The sequence below is a fragment of the Duganella sp. GW821-FHT07F09 genome, from assembly GCF_059418705.1.
Genome location: NZ_JBWKQJ010000001.1, coordinates 799,863 through 815,008, shown reverse-complemented (window position 1 = coordinate 815,008; position 15,146 = coordinate 799,863). Strand labels below are relative to the sequence as shown.

Below are 15,146 nucleotides of genomic sequence, written 5' to 3'. Positions count from 1 at the left end.
CGGCCATGCATGAGCAGCCCGCGGCGCAGGCATGGCCGATTACGGCGTTCCGCCTAATCCGCCCTACGTGTCGCCGTGGTCATTCCGCGTCACGGTCAGAACTCTTCCCAGTCCTTGTCGTTGCCGACCGTGGCGGGCTTGCGGGCATTGCTGCTGGCGCTGGACGACGCCAGCCGCACGGCGGGCTTTTTCGGCGCGGCGGGCGCCGGACGGACCGGCGCCTTGACGGCGATCTTGCGCGCGGCCGGCGGCGCCGCCAGCGTCTGGCGCCTTTCCTCCTGATCCAGCTTGAACGACGACGCCACATCGGCCAGGCGCTCGGCCTGTTCCTGCATGCTGGCCGCCGCCGCGGCAGCTTCCTCGACCAGCGCGGCGTTCTGCTGCGTGACCTGGTCCATCTGCGTGATCGCGGTGTTGACCTGGTCGATGCCGATGCTTTGCTCGCTGCTGGCCGAGGTGATCTCGCCCATGATGTCCGTCACGCGGCGCACGCTGTCGACCACCTCGTTCATCGTGCTGCCGGCCTGCTGCACCAGCTTGGAGCCGATGTCGACCTGCTCGACCGAATTGCCGATCAACTCCTTGATCTCCTTGGCCGCCGCCGCCGAGCGCTGCGCCAGATTGCGCACCTCCGAGGCGACCACCGCGAAGCCGCGCCCCTGCTCGCCGGCGCGCGCCGCTTCCACCGCCGCGTTCAGCGCCAGGATGTTGGTCTGGAAGGCGATGCCGTCGATGACGCTGATGATGTCGAAGATTTTGCGCGACGAGTCGTTGATCGTGCCCATGGTGTTGACCACCTGGCCGACGATCGAGCCGCCGCGTTCGGCCACGTCGGAGGCGGCGTGCGCCAGCTGGTTGGCCTGGCGGGCGTTTTCGGCGTTCTGGCGCACGGTCGACGTCAGTTCCTCCATCGACGACGCGGTTTCCTCCAGCGAGCTGGCTTGTTCCTCGGTGCGCTGCGAGAGGTCCATATTGCCGGCGGCGATTTCGTTGGAGGCGCTGGCGATGGTCTTGGTGCCGACCTGCACCTGGTTGACGACATTGCGCAGCGAGTCGTTCATGCCCTTCAGGGCGGTCATCAGTTCGCCGATTTCGGAGCGCGACGTGGGGCCGTCGAAGCGGGTGGTCAGGTCGCCGTTGGCGACCGTCGCGGCGATGTCGATCGCCGACTTGAGCGGCGCCGTGATCGAGCGCGAGATGATCCATGCCGCCAACGAGCCGATCGCGACCATCAGCACCGTCAGGATCAGCAGCAGCGTGTTGCTGCGCGCGTTGGCGTCGTCGATCGCGCGCGCGGTGTCGTCGATGGCCTTGCGCTGATAGCCAAGCAGCTCGTTGACCTTGTTCTTGTACGCCTCGGCGGCCGGCAGGAACTTGTCGCGGTAGGTCGCTTCGGCGGCGGCGTCGTCGCCGGTTTTGCGGATGTCGCCGACGTCGTTCTTGGCCTTCTGGTAGGCGGCGCGCAGCGCGATGGTGGCGTCGTACAGCTTGCGTTCCTCGTCGCTGGACAGCAGTTCCTTGACCTTGCCCAGCAACTCGCCGCCGCGCTTGGTGCTGGCGGCGATGGTGTCGGCGAACACCACCGGCAAGGTGTCGTCCTTGCTGCGCGCGATCAGTTCGGTGCGGGCGACGGCGGAGTAGATCAGCACGTACCAGTCCGACACCAGGCGTTCCTTCGCCAGCGGTTGCTCCATCATTTGCTTGGTGGCGGCGGCGTTGCTGCGGGCGTTGACCAGCCCCACCGTGGTGGCGACGACCGCCAGCAGCAGGACGATGGCGAACGCGATGGCGAGGCGGGTTCCGATGCGCGTATGCGACAGAAAGTTCATGATTTACTCCGATGACAACAACAGACGAGGCTAAATGGAGGGCGGCGCCGAGGTGGCGCGGCTTGATAGGCGAAGTATGCACCCCGCCTTGCGCAAGGTCATGTGGTCAGTGAATTTATGTTGCGGATATGAAACAATGTGTCTTGACTAGAAAGGCAATATTGCCTTTAAGTCGGGCTTTTCGCACCAGCGGGCGAAGGCTTCGGCCATGCGTTCGCTCTCGGCGATGGCGCGCGTCCAGTCGCGGATGCGGCCGGCGTGGTCCTGGCCGTAGGCGGTGAAGTCCTTGCGGTCCGGCAGCTTGCCGTTGGGGAGCGTGGCGACGAAGGATGCCGACGGCGAGACCAGGATCAGGTTGTCGAGCGCGGGATCGCCGTTGCCGCCGGCGCGGCGCCAGGGCATCGACTTGTCCAGCCAGCCCGGCACGATGTAGTCGCTGAAGTGCGGGTAAAGCACCAGGCCCGGGTCGCGCTGGTAGGGCAGGTGCAGGTGGTAGTCGATCAAGCCGCCGTCCCAGTAGGCGCCGTCGGGCGCGCCGGCGATGGCCGTCACCGCCTCCAGCACCAGCGGGATCGAGCCGGAGGCCAGCAGGGCGTCGCGCAGGTTGGCCGCCGACAGATCGACGAAGTGGCCGGCGAAAGCGTCGAACGGCTCGCGCAACCATTGGGCGTCGTCGCGGCGGTTGTGGAAGACCACGCGCTCCATCGCGCCGGCCAGGCGGTCGCGCGAGACGGCGTTGCCGGCGGCGGCCAGCAGGAAGCCGGCCATCTCGCGCCAGCGCACGCCGTTGGTCCGAGCCAGCGCGCCTGTGCCGCGCGCGGTCAGCACGCTGACGTGGTGGTGCGGATGGTCGACCGCTTCGGCGGCGCGGCCGTCGAGCAGTTCGTCGAGCAGCGCGCGGCAGGTCTGGCTGACGTAGGCTGCGGTGACCTTGGCGGGATAGCGCTGATGGGCGTACAGGTGGGCCAGGCGTTTGTGCGCGGCGGCCGGATCGTCGAAGGCGGAAGCGGCCATGCGCCAGGCGCCGATCGAGGCGCCGACCAGTTTACGCGGGCGCGGGGCGGTCTTGAGCCAGGAGCCGAACAGCCATTGATCGAGGCCGTTGAGGATCAGTCCTTTGGGGCCGCCGGCGGCGGCCGGGATGATGGCGATGTCGGAGGCGAGCATGCCTTCCTGCGCAATGCGCTGGCGGGCGCGCTGGCCCAGACGGATGTTAATTGGCGACGACATGCGGTGTATGCGTGAAGTAGGAAATACGTAGGGTGGATTAGCGCAGCGTAATCCGCCAATGCGTGCGTGGTCGGCGGCTCGTAGATGGCGGATTACGGCGTGCCGCCTAATCCACCCTACGTGTCATGGCGGTGACGCTTTACTTCAAACCTCCGCCCAAGGCGCGATACAGGTCGATCGCGCTGGTGGTGCGAAGCAGGCGCGCCTGCACCAGCGACTGCTGGGCGCTGAACAACTCGCGCTGCGCGTCCAGCACGTCGAGCGAACTGGCGACGCCGTTGTCGAAGCGCAGCTGCGACAGCTTCAAACGGTCCGCCTGCGCGTCCTGCACCGCGCGCTGCGCCGCCACCTGCTCGCCCAGGTAGTCGCGCGCGGCCAGCGCGTCGGCCACCTCGCGGAAGGCGGTCTGGATGGTCTTCTCGTAGTCGGCCACCGCGATATTCTTGCGTACCTCGGTCAGGGTCAGGTTGGCGCGGTTGCGGCCGGCGTCGAAGATCGGCAGCACCAGTTGCGGCGCGAAGGACCAGCTGCCGGTGCCGCTGTCGAACAGGCCGCCCAGGGTCGGGCTGGTGCTGCCGATCGCCGCCGTCAGGCTGATGCGCGGGAAGAAGGCGGCGCGCGCGGCGCCGATGTTGGCGTTGGCCGATTTGAGCCGCTGTTCGGCGGCGCGGATGTCGGGCCGGCGCGCCAGCAAATCGGACGGCAGCCCGGCCGGCACGGCGCTGAGCGCGTCGATCTGGCTGTCGGTCGGCATGGCTCCGGCATTCGTGGTGGTGGCGGCGCCGGTGGCCGAAGGCTGGCCGACCAGCAGGGTCAGGGCGTTTTCGGCCTGCGCGCGCTGGCGCGCCAGGGTCAGCGCGGCGGCGCGCGCCGTCTCCATCAGCGTTTCGTTGGAGCGCAGGTCAAGCCGCGACGAGGCGCCCACTTCGGCGCGCTGCTGCGTGAGCTTGTAGGTGCGGGCGCGCGCCTCGTAGCTTTGCTGCGCCAGCGCATACTGCTCGGCGTAGGCGCGCTCGGTGAAATAGGCCTGCGCCACCTGCGCGACCAGGCTGATTTGCGCCGCCTGGCGCGCCTCGTCGGTGGCCAGGTAGGCCGCCAGCGCGGCGTCGTTCAGGCTTTTCACGCGGCCGAAGAAATCGAGCTCGAACGAGGAGATCGACAGGCCGGCGTCGACGCGCCGGCCGATCGCGCTCTCGCCGGTGGGCGACAGCAGGGCCGGCGTCTTGGCGCGCGTGGCGCCGACGCTGGCGTTGAGATTGGGCAGGCGGTCGGCCGACTGCACGTTGTACAGCGCGCGCGCCTCCTCGATGCGCAGCGCGGCGGTGCGCAGGTCGCGGTTGTTCTCCAGCGCGGCGGCGATCAGCTGTTGCAGGCGCGGTTCGTTGAAGTACTCGCGCCAGCCGGTGTCGATGGCGTCGCGCTGGGTGGTTGCGGCGGATGGCGTCGCGCTGGTTTTGGCGGCCTTGCCGGCGTCGTCGGCCGGGAAGGCGGCGGCCACCGGGGCGTCGGGACGCTGGTAGGTCGGCGCCAGCGAGCAGGCCGACAGCAGCGCCGCGCCCAGCATCGCGGTCGCCAGCAAGGCCGCGCGCGCGGCGGGGAGGGAGGCGCGGGCCTGGTTAGTCATAAGTCTCATGCTTTTTGTCGTCCATTTCGTGAGCGGCCAACTTGCGTTGGCGTTCGCTGCCCTTGAAGATTTTGCGGATCACCACGAAGAATACCGGCACCAGGAACACCGCCAGCACCGTCGCCGTGATCATGCCGCCCATGACGCCGGTGCCGATGGCGCGCTGGCTGGCCGAGCCGGCGCCGGTGGCGATCACCAGCGGCAGCACGCCGAGGATGAAGGCCAGCGACGTCATGATGATGGGGCGGAAGCGCAGGTGCACCGCCTCCAGGGTCGCCTCGATCAGGCCCATGCCCTGCGCCTGCAGGTCCTTGGCGAATTCGATGATCAGGATCGCGTTCTTGGCCGACAGGCCGATAATGGCGATCAGGCCGACCTTGAAGTACACGTCGTTGGGCAGGTCGCGGATGTGGGCGCCGAGCAGCGCGCCCAGAATCCCCAGCGGCACCACCAGCAGCACGGCGATCGGGATCGATTCGCTTTCATACAGCGCTGCCAGCACCAGGAAGGCGGCCAGCATCGACAGCGCGAACAGCGCCGGCGCCTGCGAGCCGGAGGTTTTCTCCTCCAGCGACTGGCCGGTCCATTCGATGCTGAAGCCGGGCGGCAGTTGCGTGGCCAGGCGTTCCAGTTCGGCCATGGCCTCGCCGGTGCTGCGTCCCGGCGCGGCGTCGCCGGTCAGCTTGATGGCCGGATAGCCGTTGTAGCGCACCAGCTGCACCGGGCCGTTGATCCAGCGCGTGCTGGCGAAGGCGGACATCGGCACCATGCCGCCGGAGGCGCTGCGCACGTTCAGGCGCATCAAGTCCTCCGGTTGCAGGCGCTGCGGCGCGTCGGCCTGCACGATGACGCGCTGCTGGCGGCCGCTGCTGGTGAAGTCGTTGACGTAGCTCGAGCCCAGGCCCACCGACAACAGGCTGTTGATGTCGGCGAAGGCCACGCCCAGCGCGTTGGCCTTGTCGCGGTCGACGTCGATCTGCAGTTGCGGCGCGTCTTCCAGGCCTTCGGGGCGCACGCCCTTGAGGATGTCGCTCTTGCCGGCCAGGGCCAGCAACTGGTTGCGGGCGTCGAGCAGGCCGGCGTGGCCGGCGCCGGCGCGGTCCTGCAGGCGCGCGGTGATGCCGGTGGCGTTGCCCAACTCGCGGATCGGCGGCGGGCTGAGCGGGAAGACCACGGCGTCGGCGATGCCCGACAGGGCGCGCAGCGCGCGCGCGGCGACCTTGTCGGCGGCGTCGTCCGGACCGCGTTCGCTCCAGTCCTTGAGCGGCACGAACACCAGGCCGACGTTCTGGCCGGCGCCGGAGAAGCTGAAGCCGGCCACGGCGATGGTGCGGGCCACGGCCGGCTGCTTGTGCAGGTAGTCCTCGACCTGGGCCAGCACGGCCTCGGTGCGGCTGCGCGAGGCGCCCGGCGGCAGCTGGACGTTGGCGATGATGTAGCCCTGGTCCTCGTTCGGCAGGAACGACGACGGCAGGCGCGCGTACAGCCAGCCGACCACGCCGCAGATGAGCAGGAACACGATCATGAAGCGCCCGGTGCGCGTGAGCATCTTGGCGATCATGCCCTGGTAGCCGGTGGCGGTGACGGCGAACTTGCGGTTGAACCAGCCGAAGAAACCCTTCTTCTCGATGTGGTGGCCGGCCTCGACCGGTTTCAAAATGGTGGCGCACAGCGCCGGCGTCAGGGTCAGCGCCATCAGCGCCGAGAACACCATGGCCGACACCATCGCCAGCGAGAACTGGCGGTAGATGGCGCCGACGGCACCGCCGAAGAAGGCCATCGGGATGAACACGGCGATCAGCACCAGCGTGATGCCGACGATGGCGCCGGTGATCTGCGACATCGCCTTGCGGGTGGCGTCGCGCGGCGACAGGCCTTCCTCGCTCATGATGCGCTCGACGTTTTCGACGACGACGATGGCGTCGTCGACCAGGATGCCGATCGCCAGCACCATGCCGAACATGGTCAGCACGTTGATCGAGAAGCCGGCCAACTGCATCACCGCGAAGGTGCCCATCAGCGCGATCGGCACGACGATGGTCGGGATCAGGGTGTAGCGCAGGTTCTGCAGGAAGATGTACATGACGATGAACACCAGCAGCACCGCCTCGAACAGGGTCTTGACCACTTCCTCGATCGAGATCTTGACGAAGGTCGAGGTGTCGTACGGCACGGTGTACTTCAGGCCGGGCGGGAAGAACTTGGACAGCTCGTCCATTTTGGCGCGCACCAGGGTGGCGGTGGCCAGCGCGTTGCCGGTCAGCGACTGCTGGACGGCGACGGCGACGAAGGGCTTGCCGTCGAGGCGGGCGCTGCGGTTGAAGTTGGCGCCGGCCATCTCGATGCGGGCCACGTCGGCCAGGCGCACGAAGGAGCCGTTGGTGTTGGCGCGCAGTACGATCTTGCCGAATTCCTCCGGCGACGTCATCTGGCCCTGCACCACGATCGGCGCGGCGTAGGCCTGCGATTCGGGCGAGGGCAGGTCGCCCAGGGTGCCGGCGGTCACTTGCGCGTTCTGGGCGCGGATGGCGGCGGTGACCTCGGCCATCGTCAGGCGCAGGCCGAGCAGCTTGGCCGGGTCGACCCAGATGCGCATGGCGCGCTCGGTGCCGAACAACTGGGCCTGGCCCACGCCGGGCAGGCGCTTGAGCTCATTGACGACGTTGCGCGCCAGGTAATCGCCGATGGCGGCCGTGTCCATCTTGCCGTCGGTCGACGAGGCGCCGACGAACATCAGGATGTTGCTGCGCGCCTTGTTGACGTTGACGCCCTGCTGCGTGACCGCCTGCGGCAGGCGCGACTCGACCCGCTTGATGCGGTTTTGCACGTCGACGGCGGCCAGGTCGGGGTTGGTGCCGGGCAGGAAGGTGACGGTGATCGACACCGCGCCATTGCCCTCGCTGACCGACTCGACGTACTGCAGGCCGTCGGCGCCGTTCATTTCCTGTTCGATCACGCTGGTGACGGCGTCGTCGAGGATCTGGGCGGTGGCGCCTGGGTAGTTGGCGTCGATGACGATCGACGGCGGCGCGATGGTCGGGTATTGCGCCACCGGCAGCATGGTGATCGACAGCGCGCCGCCGATCAGGATGAACAGGGCGATCACCCACGCGAACACGGGGCGGTCGATGAAGAACTTTGCCATCTGGTCTCCCGATTATTTGGTGGCGGCGGCTGGCGCGGCCGGGGCCGGCGCGGCCGCGGCGGAGGTACCGACCGGACCTCTCCACGCCTCCGGCGTCACGGTGGCGCCCGGCTTGGCCTTCTGGAAGCCCTCGACGATGACGCGCTCGCCGCCCTTGAGGCCGGAGCTGACGATCCAGCTGCCGTTTTGCGCGGCGTCTGCCTTGACCGCCTGGGCGGTGACCTTGTTGTCGGCGCCGACCAGCAGCACGGTGGCGCCGTCGGTGCCGCGCACCACGGCCTGCTGCGGCACGGTGATGGCGGCCTCGTTGACGCCCTGTTCCAGGCGCGCGCGCACGTACATGCCCGGCAGCAGGGTGCGGTTGGGGTTGGGGAACTCGGCGCGCATCGACACCGAGCCGGTGGTCTGGTCGACCGAGACGTCGGCGAACAGCAGCTTGCCCGTTTGCGGATAGGTTTGGCCGTCCTCGGTCACCAGCGAGACGCGGGCTTCGTCCTTGCCCGCGCTTTTGAGCTTGCCGTCGGCCAGCGCCCGGCGCAGCTTGAGCAGCTCGGTCGACGATTGCGTGATGGTGACGTAGATCGGATCGAGCTGCTGCACCGTGGCCATCGGCGTCGCTTCGCCCTGGCCGACCAGCGCGCCCTCGGTCACCAGCGCGCGGCCGATGCGTCCGGCGATCGGCGCGGTGACGGTGGCGTAGCCTAGCGTCAGGCCGGCGTTGGTGCGCGCCGCCTTGGCCGTGGCCAGGTCGGCGCGGGCCTGCTTCTGCGAGGTGATGGCGTCGTCGTATTCCTGCTGGCTGACGGCCTGGGCGGCCAGCAACGGCGTGTAGCGTTTGACGCGCAGGTCGGCCTGGGCCAGGTTGGCCTCGGCGCGGCCGACGGCGGCCTGGGCGCTGTCGAACGAGGCCTGGAAGCTGGCCGGATCGATGCGGAACAGCACCTCGCCGGCCTTGACCTCGCCGCCTTCCTTGAACACCCGTTTCAGCACGATGCCGGCGGTGCGCGCGCGCACCTCGGCGATGCGCGAGGCCTCGGTGCGGCCGGGCAGTTCGCTGGTCAGCGTGACGCTGGCCGGCGCCACCGTGACCACCGCCACCTTCGGCGGCGGCGGGGTGGCGGGCGCGGCGTCTTTCTTACCGCAGGCGCTGAGCACCGCAACGGCTAGTGTGAGGGCGGCGCAGGCGAATGTGGTGGAACGAGGGACGGATCTCATTGGATGGTCTCTGAAAAGAATAGTGTTGGACGTTTGCCAGCCGGAGCGTGTGCCGGATGAGGCTGCAACATTGTAATACAGTCAGTTATGTAACGTTTTGTATATATCGATTTGTGCCAAGTTGCGCGAAATTGCCGCATTTTGGTGCGAGATGGCCGTGCGCCGGTGGCCGGATTTTGACCAATGGTTGCCGAGAAGTCGTCATAAAAGGCAAAGGGCGGGAGGACGGCTGATGCCGTGCTCCCGCCCCCCTCCGGCTCGACCCGGCCCGTCATGCCGGGGTTAGCGCATGCCGGAGATGATTTGTTTCAGTTTGCCCGAATCGGCGCAGAAGGCGCGGATGCCCTCGGCCAGCTTCTCGGACGCCATCTGGTCCTCGTTGAGCTGGAAGCGGAAGGTTTTCTCGTCCTGGGTCAGCTTGATGATGCCCGACGCCGGTACTTTGTCGGCGCTGAGCTTGCGCTCGACCGGGGCGTCGGTGTCGGCCAGCTTCTGCAGCAGGTCCGGGCTGATGGTGAGCAGGTCGCAGCCGGCCAGTTCCAGGATCTGGCCGGTGTTGCGGAAGCTCGCACCCATGACCTCGGTCTTGTAGCCGAACTTGCGGTAGTAGTTGTAGATGCGCTTGACCGACTGCACGCCCGGGTCTTCGCCGCCGGTGTAGTCGAGGCCGGTGGATTTCTTGTACCAGTCGTAGATGCGGCCGACGAACGGCGAGATCAGCTGGGCGCCGGCGTCGGCGCAGGCGATCGCCTGGCCCAGCGAGAACAGCAGGGTCATGTTGCAACGGATGCCTTCCTTTTCCAGGATCTCGGCGGCGCGGATGCCCTCCCAGGTGGCGGCCATCTTGATCAGCACGCGTTCGCGCTCGATGCCGGCCGCCTCGTACAGCTTGATCAGGTCGCGGCCCTTGGCCACCGAGCCCTCGACGTCGAACGACAGGCGGGCGTCGATCTCGGTCGACACGCGGCCCGGGATGATGCGCAGGATCTGCTTGCCGAAGGCGACCAGCAGGTGGTCGATGGTGTCCGGGATCGAGCGGTCGAGGTTGTCGCGCACGGCTTTTTCCAGCAGCGGCTTGTATTCGTCCTTTTGCACCGCCTTGAGGATCAGCGACGGGTTGGTGGTGGCGTCGCGCGGCGTGTAGGCCTGGATCGACTGGAAGTCACCGGTGTCGGCGACCACGGTGGTGAATTGCTTGAGCTGTTCGAGTTGGTTCATATGCGCTGCCAATCAGAGGTAAGGGGATTGCGTTGTCTTATTGTACTCAAGGGTGACCGGTTTGCGTAGGGCGGATTAGCGTAGCGTAATCGGCCATGCATGCGCTGCCGGCGGCTCATCGATGGCCGATTACGGCGTTCCGCCTAATCCGCCCTACGTGTCTCCGGGGTTTGCATGGTTCGGGGGGCGGGCGTCACGACGCCGCGCCGCGCGCGATCAGCCGTGCGATTTCCTCGAGCAGCACTTCGAAGCGGATCGGCTTGCGGAAGAAGGTGTCGTACGGCAGGACCTGGTCCTTGCGCGGGATGCCGGCGCTGGCCAGGATGAAGGGGATGGCGGCCAGCGCCGGGTCGGCCCGCCATTGCAGGCACAGCTGGGCGCCGTCCATCACCGGCATCATGTAGTCGGAGACGATGATGTCCGGGCGTTCGCGCGCGGCCGCCTCCAGCGCCTCGACGCCGTTGCCGGCGGTGCGCACGCGGTAGCCGCGGTATTCGAACAGCATCGTGTACGCCGACAGGACGTCGAACTCGTCGTCGACCACCAGGATGATTTTTCCATCCGGGTTGGCGTCCATGATAGCCGGGGAGTCGCTCATGTCATCTCGCTATAGCGTCTGCGGCGGCGCGACGGGGCCGAACACGGCGCCTTCGATCGTCATGCCTTGGTCGGTGATGAGCAGGATGTGGTTGGCCGCGTCGTAGCTGTTCTCGCGCAGCTTGAGCACGCCGATCTGGCGCCGGTTGATGCCGCGCACGTCGACGTAGCGCAACAGGATGATGTTTTCGAACAACATCGAGGCCGACACCTCGCTGTGCGCCGGCCCGGTGCCGAAGTACGGCAGCTCTTGCGTGAAAAAGCTGGTGACGTTGCGGCAGCGCAGCTCGTTCACCAGCGCGGCCAGGAAGGAGCGCGAGCGGCCCTCGTGGATGACGATCTCGCGCAGGCCGTCGAGGCCGTCCATCAGCAGGCGCGTGACGCCGCGCCGCTCGACGTTGCGCAGCATGTCCTGGGCCATGGCGTCGACCAGCACCTCGAGCGGCGGATGCCAGATGATCTCCAGCGCGCCGCTGTCGTAATAGGGCGTCATGTCCATGCCGACGCTGGCCGATTTTTCCAGCAGCCGCAGCGGCGACTCGTAGAAGCCGGCGATCAGGCAGTTTTCGCCGCGTTTCAAGCCGTCGTAGATGAAATGCAGGCCCATCAGGGTCTTGCCGACGCCGGGATTGCCCAGCAGCGCCGTGGTCGAGCCGCGCGCCACGCCGCCGTTGGTCAGCTTGTCCCAGCCCTCGATGCCGAAGCCGAGGCGCTGACGCGACACGGCCGGGGTGGCGCCGGACACGGTGCTGACAGCCTCCAGGCGGGGGTAGATGGCGACGCCGTCGGCGCCGACCTCGAACACGTGGCGGCCCAGCAGGTGCTTGCTGCCGCGCAACTTGAAGACCTTGATCTCGCGGATCAGCTGCAAGCCCTGCTCATACTGGCTCAGTTCGATCAAGCCGTCGACCAGCGTGTTTTCCGAGTCGGCCACGTTGCCCTCGGTGGGCGAGAGCAGGAAGGTGGTGCACTGCATGGTCGCCACCAGCGAATTGAGCGAGAGCATGAACTCGGACAGCGCCACATCCGACGGCTTGGCCTCGCGCACGGTGCGGAAGCCGTCGATGATCATGATGTCGGGGCGCTGGTCGGCCAGGGTGGCGGCGATCGACTTGAGCAGTTCGCGCAGGCCGCCCTTGAGCAGTTCGTTGTAGGCGCCGAGGAAGATGATGCGCTCGCCGACCAGCTTCTCGTCGAAGAAGGAGAAGCTGCTCAGGTGGTTGAGCATTTTGCCGTGGGTTTCGGCGATCAAGGTCAGGATTAGCACCTTCTTGCCCTGGTGGGCGTGCTGGAAGCCGATCTGGCAGGCCAGGGTGGTCTTGCCGCTGCCGGCCAGGCCCTGGATCAGATACAGGCTGTGGGCCGGAAAGCCGCCGCCGAGGATCTGGTCGAAGCCGGACACGCCCGTCTGCAGCAGCGGCATGCGCACTGCGGGTTGGGCGGTATGGGAGGTAAAGGTAGTCATGTCCACTCTCGGGGGCTCGTCGGCCACGAACGTACTGCATGTGCAAACGGCAATGTTGTGCCTGCGTAAAAAACAGACACACTGTAGCACAGCAACAATTATAGGAGGCCTCGCGCGAGGCCCGCGTACGCCAGCACACCCACGGCGGCAGGTAGTGGTTTTTTTGTAAGAGGGAGAGCTTAGCCGATGAAGGAGTCGAATTGCAAGTCGAACTCTTGCAGCGCCTTCTGGGCGTTCTGCATCTTCTTGCGGAACTCGGGGCCGCGCTGCAGCGCCAGGCCGACGGCCAGCACGTCGATGACGACGAGATACGCCAGGCGCGCCGAGATCGGCGTGTAGGGGTCGATATTGAAGATCAGGTCGATCGGGATGAGCACCGTGGCCAGGTCGGCCAGCGGCGTGCCCGACGGCGCCAGCACGATGACGTCGGCGCCGCCGCGGCGGGCCAGCTTGATCGAGCGCACCAGCGACGGGCTGTTGCCGCGCTGGGAGATGGCGACCACGGCGTCGCCGGTGCGCAACAGGGCGGCGGCGATGCTGTGGATGTGCGGGTCGGCGTAGGCCACCGTCGGCACGCCGGAACGGAAGAACTTGTGCTGGGCGTCGGCGGCGACGATGCCGGACGTGCCCTGGCCGTAGAACTCGATCTTGTTGGCTTTGGCCAGGATGTCGAGCGCCTTCTGGATGGCGTCCGGGTCGAGGTTGTTGCGCAGGTCGAGCAGGGTGTTGATCGAGCGGCTGCAGATCTTGTTGACCAGGTCGGCCGCGAGATCGTCCTGGGTCGGCTGCTCGTTGAGACCCGGCAGGGCCAGCGCCAGCCCCTGCGCCAGTTTCAGCTTGAACTCGTGCCAGCCGTCGTAGCCCAGCGTGCGGCAAAAGCGCACCACGGTCGGCTCGGACACTTGCGCGCTCTTGGCGAGCGCGGTGATGTTCTGGCTGACCGTCTGGCCGGGGTGGTTGAGCACGGCCAGCGCGACCTTGCGCTCCGATTTGGAGAGCGAGTCGAGCTGGGTGCGGATGGAGTCGAGCAGCATCGGAGCGGCGGGTTGGTCTTTAGTCTTCCGGCAGCGCTTCTTCGCGCCACTGCAGGCCGTCGCGGCCGATCAGCGCGGAGGCGGCGGCCGGACCCCAGGTGCCGGAGGCGTACGGGATCGGGTAGCTGTCGTCGCTTTCCCAGTTGTTCAGGATCGGTTCGACCCATTCCCACGCCGCTTCCAGCTCGTCGCCGCGCATGAACAGGGTCAATTGGCCGCGCAAGACGTCCAGCAGCAGGCGCTCGTAGGCGTCCATCCGGGGCGATTTGAACGATTCGCGGAAGTCCAGTTCCAGCTCGGCTTGCTTCAGGCGCATGCCGTCGCCGGGCGTCTTGGCCATCAGGTTCATACGCAGGCCCTCGTCGGGCTGCAGGCGGATGACCAGCGAATTGGGCTGGAAGCTGTTGGTCGGCTGGGCGAAGATCGAGTGCGGGATCTGCTTGAAGCGCACGACGATCTCGGCCAGGCCGTCGGCCATGCGCTTGCCGGTGCGCAGGTAGAACGGCACGCCGGCCCAGCGCCACGTGTCGATCTCGGCCTTCATGGCGACGAAGGTCTCGGTGCGCGAGTGTTCCGGCGCGTCCGGCTCGTCGCGGTAGCTCGGCACGGCCTTGCCGTCGACGTGGCCGGCGCGGTACTGGCCGCGCACGATGTTTTGCGCCAAGGTGGTCGGCGTGAATTTCTTGAGCGAGCGCAGCACTTGCAGCTTGGCGTCGCGCACGGCGTCCGGGGCGATCGAGGTCGGCGGTTCCATGGCGACGATGCACAGCAGTTGCAACAGGTGGTTTTGCAGCATGTCGCGCAGCGCGCCCGACGTGTCGTAGTAGCCCATGCGGTTGCCGACGCCGAGTTTCTCGGCGATGGTGATCTGCACGTCGGAGATCCATTCGCGGCGCCACAGCGGCTCGAACAGGATGTTGCCGAAGCGCAGGGCCAGCAGATTCTGCACGGTCTCCTTGCCGAGGTAGTGGTCGATCCGGTAGATCTGCGATTCCTCGAAGACCTTGCCCACTTCGGCGTTGATCTGCTTGGCCGAGGCGAGGTCGCGCCCGAGCGGCTTTTCCAGCACCACGCGCGAATTCTTGGTGACCAGGCCGTTTTCTTTGAGGTTGTCGCAGATCTGCGAGAAGATCGCCGGCGGCGTGGCCAGGTAGTAGACGCGGGTGATGGCGTCGTCCTTGCGCAGCGCCTCGACCAGGTTCTTGTAGCTGGCGCTGTCGGTGGCGTTGAGCGACACGTAGACGATGCGCGCGGTGAAGCGGCTCCATGCGACCGGGGTGATGGCCGGCGACTTGATGTGGGGCTTGGAGGTGGTTTCGACCGTGTGCAGGAAGTCCTCCTGGCTGGCGTCCGCGCGGCCGACGCAGATGATGCGCGCGGTCGGGGGCAGGTCGTTGGCCACGTCGCGGGCGTACATCGCCGGCAGCAATTTGCGCATCGCGAGATCGCCGCTGCCGCCGAACAGAACCAGATCAAAATCGGTAAGAGCCATAATTGAGAGTCGTCGCAAGAGTTGGGTGTGCCTGAATGGGAAGTCGCTGCGGAGCGCCGCCGCCGGCTTGACACTATAACCGGAGGCGATTTTTCATTGTGTAAATTTACTACGGTAAGCGGTGAAATGCAAGTAATTTTACTACATTTTGTTGGTGTTTTTGGTATGGTTTGCTGGCTTGGTTGTCGGGATACTATACAGGGTCGCGCCGGTTTTTGCCGGGGCGCGGTGGCGGTCGTGGCGGCGCGTGGCGGATTACGGCGTGCCGCCTAATCCGCCATGTGTGAGCCGCCCGCG

10 protein-coding genes are annotated in these 15,146 nt (G+C 66.9%); all 10 read right to left on the bottom strand.

The annotated features are described in order from the left end of the window. Positions 1–95: 95 nt before the first annotated feature. Complete coding sequence (locus AC07P1_RS03725; protein WP_494694556.1) at positions 96–1,829, bottom strand: methyl-accepting chemotaxis protein; 1,734 nt, start codon at positions 1,827–1,829, stop codon at positions 96–98. 147 nt (positions 1,830–1,976) lie between these two features. After that, positions 1,977–3,059, bottom strand: a complete 1,083-nt coding sequence (locus AC07P1_RS03720) for a patatin-like phospholipase family protein (protein ID WP_494694555.1) — start codon at positions 3,057–3,059, stop codon at positions 1,977–1,979. Positions 3,060–3,198: 139 nt separating this feature from the next. Then, on the bottom strand, positions 3,199–4,683 hold the full coding sequence (locus tag AC07P1_RS03715) for an efflux transporter outer membrane subunit (RefSeq protein ID WP_494694794.1): 1,485 nt from the start codon (positions 4,681–4,683) through the stop codon (positions 3,199–3,201). Then, positions 4,676–7,828, bottom strand: coding sequence for an efflux RND transporter permease subunit (locus tag AC07P1_RS03710; protein WP_494694554.1), 3,153 nt, complete (start codon positions 7,826–7,828; stop codon positions 4,676–4,678). Before AC07P1_RS03710 ends, AC07P1_RS03715 begins: the two co-directional genes overlap by 8 nt. A 12-nt stretch (positions 7,829–7,840) precedes the next feature. After that, positions 7,841–9,043 carry an efflux RND transporter periplasmic adaptor subunit gene (locus AC07P1_RS03705; RefSeq protein WP_494694553.1) on the bottom strand — a complete coding sequence of 401 codons (1,203 nt, stop codon included), beginning with the start codon at positions 9,041–9,043 and terminating at the stop codon, positions 7,841–7,843. A 282-nt stretch (positions 9,044–9,325) separates the two neighbouring features. Further along, the gene (tal, locus tag AC07P1_RS03700; RefSeq protein ID WP_494694552.1) at positions 9,326–10,261 is read right to left on the bottom strand and encodes a transaldolase; all 936 of its coding nucleotides are present in this window, start codon (positions 10,259–10,261) and stop codon (positions 9,326–9,328) included. Between the two features lie 193 nt (positions 10,262–10,454). Then, the gene (locus tag AC07P1_RS03695) at positions 10,455–10,859 is read right to left on the bottom strand and encodes a response regulator (protein ID WP_494694551.1); all 405 of its coding nucleotides are present in this window, start codon (positions 10,857–10,859) and stop codon (positions 10,455–10,457) included. 9 nt (positions 10,860–10,868) lie between these two features. Beyond that, positions 10,869–12,323, bottom strand: coding sequence for an ATPase domain-containing protein (locus AC07P1_RS03690; protein ID WP_494694550.1), 1,455 nt, complete (start codon positions 12,321–12,323; stop codon positions 10,869–10,871). Between the two features lie 179 nt (positions 12,324–12,502). Beyond that, positions 12,503–13,357 carry an SIS domain-containing protein gene (locus AC07P1_RS03685; protein ID WP_494694549.1) on the bottom strand — a complete coding sequence of 285 codons (855 nt, stop codon included), beginning with the start codon at positions 13,355–13,357 and terminating at the stop codon, positions 12,503–12,505. Between the two features lie 19 nt (positions 13,358–13,376). Further along, positions 13,377–14,849 (bottom strand): glucose-6-phosphate dehydrogenase, encoded by a 1,473-nt coding sequence (gene zwf, locus AC07P1_RS03680; RefSeq protein WP_494694548.1) that lies wholly within the window; start codon positions 14,847–14,849, stop codon positions 13,377–13,379. Between the last annotated feature and the right edge of the window lie 297 nt (positions 14,850–15,146).

Excerpts from the sequence above, each read along its gene's own strand:
- AC07P1_RS03710 (WP_494694554.1), bottom strand. The coding sequence starts at position 7,828 with ATGGCAAAGTTCTTCATCGACCGCCCCGTGTTCGCGTGGGTGATCGCC.
- AC07P1_RS03715 (WP_494694794.1), bottom strand. The coding sequence starts at position 4,683 with ATGACTAACCAGGCCCGCGCCTCCCTCCCCGCCGCGCGCGCGGCCTTG.
- AC07P1_RS03725 (WP_494694556.1), bottom strand. The coding sequence starts at position 1,829 with ATGAACTTTCTGTCGCATACGCGCATCGGAACCCGCCTCGCCATCGCG.
- AC07P1_RS03695 (WP_494694551.1), bottom strand. The coding sequence starts at position 10,859 with ATGAGCGACTCCCCGGCTATCATGGACGCCAACCCGGATGGAAAAATC.
- tal (WP_494694552.1), bottom strand. The coding sequence starts at position 10,261 with ATGAACCAACTCGAACAGCTCAAGCAATTCACCACCGTGGTCGCCGAC.
- AC07P1_RS03685 (WP_494694549.1), bottom strand. The coding sequence starts at position 13,357 with ATGCTGCTCGACTCCATCCGCACCCAGCTCGACTCGCTCTCCAAATCG.
- AC07P1_RS03690 (WP_494694550.1), bottom strand. The coding sequence starts at position 12,323 with ATGACTACCTTTACCTCCCATACCGCCCAACCCGCAGTGCGCATGCCG.
- AC07P1_RS03720 (WP_494694555.1), bottom strand. The coding sequence starts at position 3,059 with ATGTCGTCGCCAATTAACATCCGTCTGGGCCAGCGCGCCCGCCAGCGC.
- AC07P1_RS03705 (WP_494694553.1), bottom strand. The coding sequence starts at position 9,043 with ATGAGATCCGTCCCTCGTTCCACCACATTCGCCTGCGCCGCCCTCACA.
- zwf (WP_494694548.1), bottom strand. The coding sequence starts at position 14,849 with ATGGCTCTTACCGATTTTGATCTGGTTCTGTTCGGCGGCAGCGGCGAT.